General features: G+C 58.8%; 11 protein-coding genes and 1 pseudogene. 8 read left to right on the plus strand and 4 right to left on the minus strand.

Features of this window, described 5'->3' with window-relative positions; all coding sequences use genetic code 11:
- The first annotated feature begins 112 nt into the window (after positions 1–112).
- Positions 113–1,237 (plus strand): methionine ABC transporter ATP-binding protein, encoded by a 1,125-nt coding sequence (locus tag HMPREF2554_RS04405; protein ID WP_004005610.1) that lies wholly within the window; start codon positions 113–115, stop codon positions 1,235–1,237.
- Positions 1,237–1,944 carry a methionine ABC transporter permease gene (locus tag HMPREF2554_RS04410; RefSeq protein ID WP_013397874.1) on the plus strand — a complete coding sequence of 236 codons (708 nt, stop codon included), beginning with the start codon at positions 1,237–1,239 and terminating at the stop codon, positions 1,942–1,944. Before HMPREF2554_RS04405 ends, HMPREF2554_RS04410 begins: the two co-directional genes overlap by 1 nt.
- 392 nt (positions 1,945–2,336) lie before the next feature.
- Here the strand turns inward: HMPREF2554_RS04410 and HMPREF2554_RS04415 are convergent, their stop codons facing one another.
- Together HMPREF2554_RS04415 and HMPREF2554_RS04420 are read right to left on the minus strand one after the other, a co-directional pair.
- The gene (locus HMPREF2554_RS04415) at positions 2,337–3,164 is read right to left on the minus strand and encodes a DUF1109 domain-containing protein (RefSeq protein ID WP_070554179.1); all 828 of its coding nucleotides are present in this window, start codon (positions 3,162–3,164) and stop codon (positions 2,337–2,339) included.
- A 1-nt stretch (position 3,165) separates the two neighbouring features.
- A complete protein-coding gene (locus tag HMPREF2554_RS04420; protein WP_070554181.1) occupies positions 3,166–3,924 on the minus strand; it encodes an HAD family hydrolase in 759 nt (252 codons plus the stop codon).
- A gap of 167 nt (positions 3,925–4,091) precedes the next feature.
- Here HMPREF2554_RS04420 and HMPREF2554_RS04425 point away from each other — a divergent pair, with 167 nt between their 5' ends.
- Complete coding sequence (locus HMPREF2554_RS04425) at positions 4,092–4,397, plus strand: type II toxin-antitoxin system Phd/YefM family antitoxin (RefSeq protein ID WP_037231293.1); 306 nt, start codon at positions 4,092–4,094, stop codon at positions 4,395–4,397.
- Between the two features lie 3 nt (positions 4,398–4,400).
- Positions 4,401–4,820 carry a type II toxin-antitoxin system VapC family toxin gene (locus tag HMPREF2554_RS04430; protein WP_048751766.1) on the plus strand — a complete coding sequence of 140 codons (420 nt, stop codon included), beginning with the start codon at positions 4,401–4,403 and terminating at the stop codon, positions 4,818–4,820.
- 65 nt (positions 4,821–4,885) lie between these two features.
- Here the strand turns inward: HMPREF2554_RS04430 and HMPREF2554_RS04435 are convergent, their stop codons facing one another.
- Together HMPREF2554_RS04435 and HMPREF2554_RS04440 are read right to left on the minus strand one after the other, a co-directional pair.
- On the minus strand, positions 4,886–6,313 hold the full coding sequence (locus HMPREF2554_RS04435; protein WP_070554183.1) for an FtsX-like permease family protein: 1,428 nt from the start codon (positions 6,311–6,313) through the stop codon (positions 4,886–4,888).
- A 2-nt stretch (positions 6,314–6,315) separates the two neighbouring features.
- On the minus strand, positions 6,316–7,362 hold the full coding sequence (locus HMPREF2554_RS04440; RefSeq protein WP_246826002.1) for an ABC transporter ATP-binding protein: 1,047 nt from the start codon (positions 7,360–7,362) through the stop codon (positions 6,316–6,318).
- Between the two features lie 67 nt (positions 7,363–7,429).
- Here HMPREF2554_RS04440 and HMPREF2554_RS04445 point away from each other — a divergent pair, with 67 nt between their 5' ends.
- The 4 genes and pseudogenes from HMPREF2554_RS04445 to HMPREF2554_RS04460 all read left to right on the plus strand — a co-directional run.
- The gene (locus HMPREF2554_RS04445; protein ID WP_246826003.1) at positions 7,430–8,791 is read left to right on the plus strand and encodes a histidine phosphatase family protein; all 1,362 of its coding nucleotides are present in this window, start codon (positions 7,430–7,432) and stop codon (positions 8,789–8,791) included.
- Positions 8,781–9,242: a VanZ family protein gene (locus HMPREF2554_RS04450; RefSeq protein ID WP_371326185.1), complete on the plus strand. Its 462-nt coding sequence runs from the start codon at positions 8,781–8,783 to the stop codon at positions 9,240–9,242. The genes HMPREF2554_RS04445 and HMPREF2554_RS04450 overlap by 11 nt, the downstream gene beginning before the upstream one ends.
- A gap of 435 nt (positions 9,243–9,677) precedes the next feature.
- Positions 9,678–10,469: a DeoR/GlpR family DNA-binding transcription regulator gene (locus HMPREF2554_RS04455; protein ID WP_013397862.1), complete on the plus strand. Its 792-nt coding sequence runs from the start codon at positions 9,678–9,680 to the stop codon at positions 10,467–10,469.
- A pseudogene (locus tag HMPREF2554_RS04460) lies at positions 10,466–10,898 on the plus strand (1-phosphofructokinase); the annotation flags it as partial. The gene HMPREF2554_RS04455 and the pseudogene HMPREF2554_RS04460, both read left to right, overlap by 4 nt.

The following is a 10,898-nucleotide window of genomic DNA, read 5'->3' on the forward strand; positions in this document are numbered from 1 at the left end:
CCGCCTTTGCCGTCCCTGGGGTGAATACATGCGGATGCGCGCCGCCGAGCACAAGCGCATCCGGTGTATTCCGCCCCAGCCCTAAAACACACGAGAGCAAAGAGAGCGTACAGTGAGCGAACAGGCAGCCCCGTGGGCGAAGAACCCAGAGCCCGGCGCCACCACACCGAAGGGTACTAACACCCTCATCAGCCCCGGCGCAGCGGATACCGGCGCCGAGCCCATGGTCACGATTGATAACGTCTCCAAAATTTTCGGCAAGGGCAAAAAAGAAGTTGCCGCCGTCAAAAACGTTTCCCTCACCGTCAAGAAGGGCGAGATCTTCGCGATTATCGGCTACTCGGGCGCAGGTAAATCCACCCTGGTGCGCCTGATCAACGGGCTGGAGAGCACCACCAGCGGTACCCTGACCGTGGACGGCTTCGAGATTTCCGGTAAACGTGACCTTGAGCTGCAAAAAGTCCGTACCAATATCGGCATGATCTTCCAGCAGTTCAACCTCATGAACTCGCGCACCGTAGCCCAAAACGTGGAGTTCCCGCTCAAGGTCGCCGGGTGGGGCAAAGGAGAACGCACCAAACGCGTGCAGGAGATGCTCGAATTCGTGGGCTTGGCAGACCGCGCAAAATACTATCCAAGCCAGCTTTCCGGCGGGCAGAAACAGCGTGTGGGTATTGCCCGTGCGCTCGCTACGAAGCCTTCCCTGCTGTTGGCGGATGAGGCAACCAGCGCCCTTGACCCGGAAACCACGCATGAGGTGCTTGAGCTGCTCAAAGAGGTCAATCGTGAGCTTGGGATTACGGTCATCGTGATTACCCACGAAATGGATGTTGTTTCCTCGATCGCCGATCGTGTGGCGGTCATGGAAGAAGGCCGCGTGGTCGAAACCGGAAGCGTTTACGAGGTTTTCTCGAATCCGCAGACCGAGGTTGCGCAACGATTCGTGGCGACCACCGTCAAGCAGAGCCCCACCGGCGATGCGGCTGCCGCGCTGCGCAAGAACCACAAGGGCTACCTGGTGAACGTCGAGATCGTGGAAGGCAACCAGGAACTCGGCAAAATCCTGGCGTACCTGGGCTCGCGGAACGTGCGCTTCAATATTGTGCACGGCGGCATTGAGACCTTGCAGGGGAAAGCCTACGGAACCCTCACCCTCGAACTTCTTGGCGATGTGACGAGTATTGATGCCGCGGTTGCCGAGCTGAAGACCGTAACCCGCGTACAGGAGGTGCGCTAATGTCTGCACTTGTGACTACTCTGCCGTTAGCGGCATCAACCCGGTCGGTGAATTGGGATACCTTCATTCCCGATAAGCTGGTTCCCGCCATCTTCGATACCCTGTACATGGTCTCTGTAACGATGGTGATTGCCGGTCTTCTCGGTCTGATCATGGGTGCCTTGCTGTACACCACGCGCACCGGAAATATCTTCCAGAACCGGTTTGCTTACACGGTGCTGAACGTTCTGGTGAATATCGTGCGGCCTATCCCGTTCATTATTCTGATCGCGGCTTTAGGACCGCTCACCAGCGCGGTAGTACAGACCCGTCTAGGCATAAACGCGGCGATCTTCGCAATGACCTTCGGTGCGTCCTTCGCTATTGCGCGCATTGTGGAGCAGAACATGGTCTCGATCGACCCGGGTGTGATTGAGGCTGCCCGCGCGATGGGCGCCTCCAAGCTGCGGATTCTGTTCACCGTGATGATCCCCGAATCGCTCGGACCGCTGATCCTGGGCTACACCTTCATCGTGATCGGCGTGGTCGATATGTCGGCCATGGCCGGGTATGTGGGCGGCGGCGGCCTGGGTAAGGTCGCTATCGTTGACGGCTACCAGAGGTTCCAGGATCAGATCACCTGGGCTGTGGTTGCGGTCATTATCGTGTTGGTGCAGCTCGTGCAGCTCATCGGCAATATGCTGGCGAAGAAGGCTCTGCGCCGCTAAGTCTCGCCGGATTAGGCACACTCAAGGGGTTTCCCATGAAGCAATCGTGTTTCGTGGGAAACCCCTTGAGTTATGTTTGGGCTTATGAATGTATAGTGCAGCCCGAGCCTGGTTCCTATTTGTGTTTCTCGCGTGTGCCGGGTGAGCGGGTTTTTCTAGATCCAATACCCAAAAGGGAACTGTCGGCCCGTGGAATGTTGTTGGCGCAGCCCGCATCATCCCATGCGAGTTGCGAGTTTTGCGTCGTGAGTGCCAGCGAACGCGCACTGTTTGAGCTGGAGCATGGCGATGGTGTGGGCACTCACTTTGCCCATATCGCGGTAAAAGGACACCCACTGGTTGAGGCAGTGCTGCGGGAGCCCGGCTTGCCTCGTGCGGCTGCTTGGTATCTGCTACGACGAGGAATCGTCTTTATGACGCGGGTTGAGCATCCCCGGACGGTACCGCGGAATCTGCGGTGCATCGCCGGATGTGCCCTTCTGCTGGGCGTAGTCGGTGGGGCGCAGCACCCGTTCGTCGTCGTCCTGCTGCGTGTATTCGCCGAGCGCCATCATGCCGTATATGAGCGCCGCGAAAATCAGCAGGGTCGTGCCGATCTCGCCCCACATGACGATGTGATTGCGCCTAAGCGTATCGTCCACATGCGCGTAAATAATCGGCACCACCGAGAAACACCCCAGAATGGATGCGGTTCCCGCCGCCGCAAGCACATGCGGCAGTATCCACCAGCGGCTTCGTTCGCCGCGTTTGAGCGCGCTCTCCCCGGGCAGGCGCAGCCAGGCGAAGAGGCGACGGCGCACCGCGACCCAGCCGAAGATGCCTGCTCCGAAGGCGAGAGCACCGGGGAGTGAAAGGTACAGGGCACCTGAGAGCATGCCCGAGAGCGTGAGGGTTACCCCGACCGCCACGGCAATCAGGCTGAGGGCGTTCACCAGGCGGCGGCGCGCCCGCACCTTCAGGTGGTCGATGAGTTCTGGGGGAACCGCATCCGGGTCAGGTTTTTCTTCCCAGAACGGGCGGTAGTATTCGAGTTCTTCGGCGCTCATGTTCTCAAAGCGCAAACCGTAGCGCCCCTGCCCGCTCTGATACTGCCCGCGTGGGGTTTGTTCATGCTGATTCGGGCGAACCTGTTCAGCCCGATTTCGCGCTGAGTTCTTCTCAGGTTGGTCGCCAAAATTCTGCTCGTTGCGGGCATCTTTACCCGGGTTCTGAGGTGTCATTTTAGCTCTCCATCATCAGGGTTGTGGATGCTTTCACCGCCGAATCCTCCAGCCGTGCCACCCAGTCGCGCGCCGTGCGCCAAAGCTGCGGGTCGGTAAACGTGTCGAAGTGCCCAAACCCGCGCGGTGCCCCCGCAAAGTCACCGTGGGGCACGTAAATAAGAACCTTAGTTCCGGCGTCTCGTGCCGCCTGCGCGCCCGCTGATGAGTCTTCGATCGTGAGCGCATCCGGCCCGGCGAAGCCTAGGCGACGTGCCGCCTCCCGGTAGATATCGGGTGCGGGTTTGCCGTGGGGAACGTCGTCGCAGCTGACCCAGGTGCGCACGAGCGGGGCGTACCCGTAGGTGTGCATTTTGGTGTCGAGAATGCCTGCCGTGGAGTTGGATGCGACGGCCACGGGCATATGCTCGCCCAGGTAGCTGAGGAATTCTTGGGCACCGGGTACGAGGTCCACACCGGCGTTGATAATATCTGCTTCGATGCGCGCAAGTTCAGTGAGCGTATTGTGCTGATGCTGGGCGTATTCCTGGGTGTTGTTAGGGTCGCCGGTGTATGAGAGACGGGCGAGCGTTTCTGCAACCTGATGCGCGGAAAGCCCGGTTAACTGCTCTTCGAGGTCGTCGCTGAAGGGGATATTCCAACGGTTGAAGAGTTCGCGCTGCACGCGGTTCCAGGCGGTCTCGGAATCGAGAAGAACCCCGTCGCAGTCGAAGATTGCGCAGCGGGGGAACCAGGATGCGGGCACGGTGTGTTCAAACATGTCTCCATCTTCTCACACCCGCCCTCCTATTACTCCTATTCCGCGAGCAGGTGGTTTTTGGTCCGAGCAGGTAGGAAAATCCTACCTTTTCGGCAAAATCCTACCTGCTCGCGGTATTCTGAAATATAGTAACATTACTACAATTGGACTTTGGGGGAGAGAAAACTATGACGACTACAGTATCAGCACGCGAATTTAATCAGAATGCCAGTGCCGCTCTGCGCCTTGCCGCGGAAGAACCCGTCTTTATTACCAAACGCGGCACACCGACCAACGTTATTTTGAGTATTGAAGACTATCAACGACTGGCCCAACCGCAACCTCGGCGTTCCTTGGCGGATGCGCTTTCCACCATGTCGGCAGAGGCGGGCGAGATTGATTTTGATATTGATCGCGAACCGAGCATCCCAAATCCTCACCGCGAGGTGGACTTCGCAGAAGACGGCGACTTTTTCGGCAGCGAGGAGAACTAATCCGTGTACCTTGCCGATACAAACGTGATCTCCGAACTGCGTAAATACCGCTCGGGCAGAATTCATCCTTCGGTGCGCCATTGGGTGGAACACGTAGACGTGAACGACGTGTATATCAGTGTGATTAGCATGATGGAGATTCGCACAGGAATCCTGCGGCGTGCCCGTAAAGATGCGGCTCAGGCTCAGATTCTGCAGCAGTGGTTTTCTCATGAGCTTGCGCCGGAGTTTGCGGGGCGCATCCTGCCGGTTTCTTTAGAGGTTGCTCTCACCTGCGCTGAACTCCACGTGCCGCATAAGAAATCAGAATACGATGCGCTGATCGGCGCCACTGCCCGAGAACACCATCTGATGTTGGTGACTCGTAACGTTGCAGATTTTCAGGGCATGGACCTCGATATTCTCAACCCGTTCGAGTTTTAGTCTTAACGCTTAGTGTATGCCGCGAGCAGGTAGGAAAATCCTACCTGCTCGCGGAAAAGAAAACGCTACACTGCCGAGACCGGTTTGCGGCTGACCTGTTCCATGACGGGCCCGGTTGCCGCCAGCGCCGCAAACACCAATCCCAGCCCCATCGCGATCGAGCCGAATACCAGTGCTGCGGTGTACAGCAGCCCCGTCTCGGTGAGCGCCGAACCAAGCAGCAGCACGAATAGCGGCAGTGCCACCACCGCAGACATGCAGCTCACCAGCAGCAGTGGGCCAAACACTACGATGCGCCTCGAACGTTTCAAAACCGCAGCTTCGGTACCCATCATCCGCAGGGAGGAATATAACGACCCGCGCTCATAGATAGCGGCGGACTGGTTCAGCAGCGCCGAAAGCGCCACCAGCAGGTAGGAGAGGAACAGCACCAGCACCAGACCCTGCAGTATATCCCCAATAAGATAGGACTCCGCCGAACCTTCTTCCACACCCGGCGCGGAATTGACCATGCCCAGAATCGGCCCCACGAAAGCGGCAATAAACGTGGTCATGGCAACCCCGGAGACCTGCCGCCAGGCGGCGCGCGGCGATTCCATAATAGAGCGATATGCCAGCAGGGTTGCGGGGGTGCGGGCGGTGCGAACCCGAATGCGGGCGTACAGGCCCACCACGAACCCGCCAATCAGGTCTATAGCGAGCATCGTGAGCAGGATCGGCAGCCCAAACATGATGGTGGTTACTAGTACCAACACGAACCCGTTCGAGCCCATCGAATCAGCGGCGAGATTCATAATGTGGGAGGCAATCGCCCCGATGAAGCCCACCACTAGAAGCGCACAGCCCAGAATGAGGGCGCGTTTACCCAGGGACGGCTTATCCGAACGGGTGCGTACCCCCAGCGGGCTGATGGTCACCTTCGAGAGCCCAAAGAGCGAACTGGTTGCGGCGATGATTAGGCTAACAAACCCGCAGACCAGCACGATGGGCAGGGGCAGCAGCATATTTTCGGGGCCCAGCGGGATGTTCTGGAAACGCAGCATCCCGAAGGGTAGCACCAGAACCAGGTACACGATAAACCCGAGCACGAACCCAACCGCAGCGTAGATCACGGAATCGAGCATGGTGTAGAGGGTAAGCCGCCGGGTGGAGGCTCCCAGCAGCCGCAGGGTTGCCAGGCGGTCGTCGCGGCGGCGTGCGCTGAGCCGTGCTGCGGATGCGCCGAGCGTGAAGAGCGGGGTGAGCAGCAGGAACCCGCTGATCCAGGCGAGCATCAGGTATAGCGGCTGCATCGTGTGCGCCGTGTTTTTGGTGCCGGAGCCCGACTCGACCGAGGTGGCCGTGCTGGCATCCCCGCCCAGCCAGGTGTAGAAGGCGTGAATACCTCCGGCGATCAGCAGAAAGAGCGCCGCAGACGCGGCAAACGCAAGCACCGGAAGAACCGCCTGGGATGTGGGCAGGGTGCGGCGCGCGAGAAGTTTGAAGGTCTGCATTCTTAGGCGCCTTTCCCCAGGAGGCCGCGCATCGAGAAAAGACACCGGGCGGGTTTATACGGCGCTGGTGCGTGGTTGTGTGAGGCCGCGGTGTGCGCCGTGCCCGGGGCATGGGCGGGGGAGTAGCGAACGTTCGCGGGCGGCTGGGTTTGTGCAGAAACCCGGTTGTATGTTTGGGGCGGGTTTACCGCGGGGTTACCCGGTTGGAAGACGCCCGGCTGCGCGGAAGGAGCGGGTGCCGCATCCTGAGGGGGTACCGGCTGGCTCGGCTGCGCAGGAACCCGATACTGTACCGAATCCCCGCCCTGCTGACTGGGTGCGGTGGGACTCTGCCGGTTATCCTGCACAATCTGCCCGTCGTGCAGGTGGATTGTGCGGGAGCATTGCGCCGCAATCTGTGGATCGTGGGTGACAATTAAGAGGGTTTTACCCTGCTGCGGAACGAGTGTGAGCAGAAGATCCATGACCTCTTGGGCGGTCACGCTGTCGAGCGCGCCGGTGGGTTCATCCGCAAAGGTAATCGGCGCACCGGTGATCTGTGAACGCGCAATTGCCACGCGCTGTGCCTGCCCGCCGGAAAGTTCGCCGATGCGTTTCTCGCACATATCGCCTAGCCCCAGCCGGGCGAGCAGGTTTGCGGATGCGGTGCGTGCCTGCTCGCGCGATACCCCGGAGATCATGGCGGCGAGCGAGACGTTTTCTTCTGCGGTGAGCTCAGGGATAAGAAGCCCTTGCTGAAAGATGAATCCGAAGGAGTTTGCGCGTAGGCTCGTGCGCTGTTTTTCGCTCAGGGCACCGAGTTCAACGCGCCCGCCCGGTATCTCGGGTCCGCCGCCGAGCACCTGAATGGTGCCCGAGTCAATGCGAATAATGCCGGAGAGCGCGTGCAGAAGCGTGGTTTTTCCGGAACCGGAGGGTCCCATAACGGCCACGGATTCGCCGGGGTAAATATCGAGCGAAATATCGCGCAGTACTGTGTGCTGTCCGTAGGATTTGGTAAGGTTGCGCACCGAGATAACGGGTGCGTATGAGGTGTAAGAAGTATTCATAGCATCCATTTTTCCAAGGGTGACGGGGCGTTTTTATCCGTCTACGGAGTGAAAAAATGCGGCGATAATGCCGGGTTTTGTGCGGGTTTTCATCCCTAAGGATGAGCGGGGCGTGTTCTGGGATACGGCTCTAAATCGTGAGGATGATGCCATACTTAAGACCATGACTGACGCACAGACCCACCATGAACAGGCTGAAACGCCCGGTAAGATTTTTCTGCTTCGGCACGGGCAGACCGACTGGAATATAAATCACCGGTTTCAGGGCAGAACCGATATTCCGCTGAACGATACGGGGCGTGAACAGATTCGGGGTGCCGTGCCGCAGCTGCGTGAGATGGCTCAGCGCGGCGTGCAGATTGACGGTGTGGTTTCCTCCCCGCTTGAGCGCGCGGCGGAGAGCGGGCAGATTGTTGCCCGGGCGCTTGGGGTGCCGTATCTGGGCGCATACGCGGGGCTAGAAGAACGCTCATTCGGTGATTTGGAAGGTGAGGCTGCAACCCCTGAGCTGGTGGCGGCATCCCGCACGGATGGGCATAAATACGGGGTTGAGGAGCGTGAGGCCCTGGTGAGCCGAGCCCTGACCGCTCTGAACCGGGTGCGCCGCGAGCATGAGGGCAAGAACATTGTGGTGGCTACCCACGGCATGCTGATTGCGGTGACGATGACCGTGCTTCTGGAAGGCCGCGAGCATGAGGGCTACGAGACGATTGACGGCATGTTCCCGATTCCTCCGAATGCTTCGCTCACCGAGCTTCCTATCGATTATCTTGACGATGCGATTGATACCCACGTGCTGGTCAGCCGCCAGCCTAAGCTGCACGCCGAACCTTTCCCTAAGAACCTGGCGGGCGGTTCGCTCACGCTGATTCGCCACGGACAGACCGAGTGGAATAAGAACCAGCTCATGCAGGGTATCAGCGATATTCCGCTGAACGACACCGGTCGCGCACAGGCACGTGAAACCGGAGCGAAACTGCGCAGCCTAGGTTTGAGCTATGATCGTGTAATTTCTTCACCACTCTCGCGAGCCTATGAAACCGCGCAGCTGGTGGGCGAGGATTTCGGGCTTCCGGTCAGCGAAACCTACCCTGACTTGGTGGAACGTAATTATGGTGCCGCCGAGGGTGTGAATATTCCCGTGCCCGAGCGCCGCGCCCCCGACCGCTACTATCCGCAGGTAGAGACCGAACGCGATGTGTATGTGCGTGCCGTGCGTGTTCTGCGTGAAATTGTGCGTCAGTATCCCGGGGAGCGCATCATTGCGGTGAGCCACGGGAGCCTGATTCGCCGCGCTATTTCGGCGGCGCAGGGGTACGAGCATACGCAGACTGTGCCGAACGCTGAGCCTTTAGAGGTCGATCTTAAAGGGCTTTTCGCCTTTGATGAGAGCACGGTGTTCGATGAGCGGGGCCGTCTTGTCTGGTAGATCTGGCAGAGCGTTCTGGGTAATCGGATGGGCTCTTTTTGCGCTGTATTGCGCCGCCGTTGCAACAATCGTGTTCGCCCCGCAGCATGTGGACGATAACGAGGCGGGCTCTCGTCTGGTTTCGCTTCTCGATGCCGGTCACGCACAGGGTTGGCTGCCCGGATTTATCACCTATGCGAGCATCGAACAGCTCTCGAATGTCATCATGTTTGCCCCCGGCGGGTTTCTGCTCATGCTGTTGCTGTTCTGCTGTGCCCGCCCGTGGCGCAGGGTAGGGGGAATCACCCTGGGTGCGGTGGCGGTCAGTGCCGGAATCGAACTCATTCAAACTGCGATGCCCGAACGCACCGGCGACCCCATAGACGTGCTCATGAATGGGACGGGTGCGTTTGTCGGTTCCCTCTTCGCCTGGGGTATGCATAGCCTCTGGATGCGCTGGATTAAGAGGTAGTTCACGGATATGGATGCTTCCGCTTCGCTCCGACGTTAGAGACAAGCACTAGGCGCTCGCTGTAAGCCTGCGCATCCTAACGCTTCATGAACTAGAGAGCCCCCGTAGCTCAAGCACCACCTCAATTTAATCGCGCCCGAACTTTCAGAATCCGCGCATCCGGTGTGGGTTTAGATGTTTTGTGGGGTGAACAGTGTGTGTCTGTTGTGGATTATTTGACCTTAAGTGTGGTTTCTAGGGTGAATTCACAAAAAATCGATGATTTTTCCGTGGGTTATCTTGACGCACCCACATAAACCCACATAAAATCAAGGGCAAGACTGTTGTCTTGAGTGGTGATACGCATTCGCCGTTCCGCCATGATACACAGACCTAAAAATTCGCGTGGAACGGTTCGTTCGCTCCACACCCATACCTTGAAAGTGATGTGCGCATATGTTTGCTGAAGAACGTCGTGCCGAAATTGCGAAGCTGGTATCTTCTGCACGCCGCGTTAACGGTGCTGATCTCGCTCGACGCTATGACGTCACCATGGAGACTGTGCGACGAGACCTTGCCGCCCTCGAAGAAGCGGGTAAGCTGCGCCGCGTGCATGGCGGTGCCGTTACCGTTGAGCAGTCTACCTCCCTAGAGTCCTCTATCGCCTCACGTCAGGGCATGAATACTCCCGAGAAGCGCCGCATCGCCGCGAAAGCTTATGAGTATCTGCGTGACTCTGATGTGGGTTCGATTGTTCTTGACGCCGGCTCGACCATTGAGATTTTGGCGGACTACATTGGGTCAGAAAACTTTAGCCTCAAGACCGGCAGCGACCGCATCATTATTACCCATGCCCTGCACATTGCGGTCAAACTCGCTGAGGCAGAAGGAGTCACCCTCGAACTTGTGGGCGGTCAGCTGCGCAAGATGACCTGGGCCGCGATTGGTGCTCGTGCCGCCGAATACTTCGCTACGGTACGTCCCGACATTGCGTTTCTTGGCGCCAACGGCATAGATGCCGAATTTGGTGTTTCCACCCCCGGCATGAATGAGGCCATCGTGAAGACCGCGATCTGCAAATCGGCGCGGCGCGTGGTGCTTCTGTGCGATTCTGCGAAGTTTGGGCAGGAATCGCTCGTGCGCTTTGCTGACTTCGAGAATATCGATACCATGATCACCGACCGCGCCCCCGATGGTGCGCTTGCTCAGGCTCTTGAAGCCGCTCATGTGGAGGTGCTCATCGCATGATTCTGACTCTCACCGCTAACCCTAGTTTGGATCGCACAATCGAACTGGGGTCGCCTCTAGCGCATGGCGCCGTTCAGCGTGCGGTAGGCGCGGTTCAAGACCCCGGCGGTAAGGGGGTCAATATTTCGCGTGCCTTACATACTTCTCAGGTGCCTACTGTTGCGGTGGTTCCGGGAGAGGCTACCGACCCCGTGCTGACCGCCCTTGCGGCGAGCGGCGTGCAGTTTGCGAATCTGCCCACGGGTGAGCCTATCCGCTCGAATATCACCGTGGTTGATCCGGACGGCACGACTACTAAGCTTAACGCCCCCGGCACCGAGTTTACCCCTAAGCTGCGCGACGCCCTGGATACGCTCGTGATCACCCAATCAGAAAACGCAGATTGGGTGGTGCTTGCCGGTTCGCTGCCTGGTGGACTGGAGGCAACGT

This window comes from Rothia sp. HMSC071F11 (assembly GCF_001809115.1).
GTDB classification, from domain to species: domain Bacteria; phylum Actinomycetota; class Actinomycetes; order Actinomycetales; family Micrococcaceae; genus Rothia; species Rothia dentocariosa.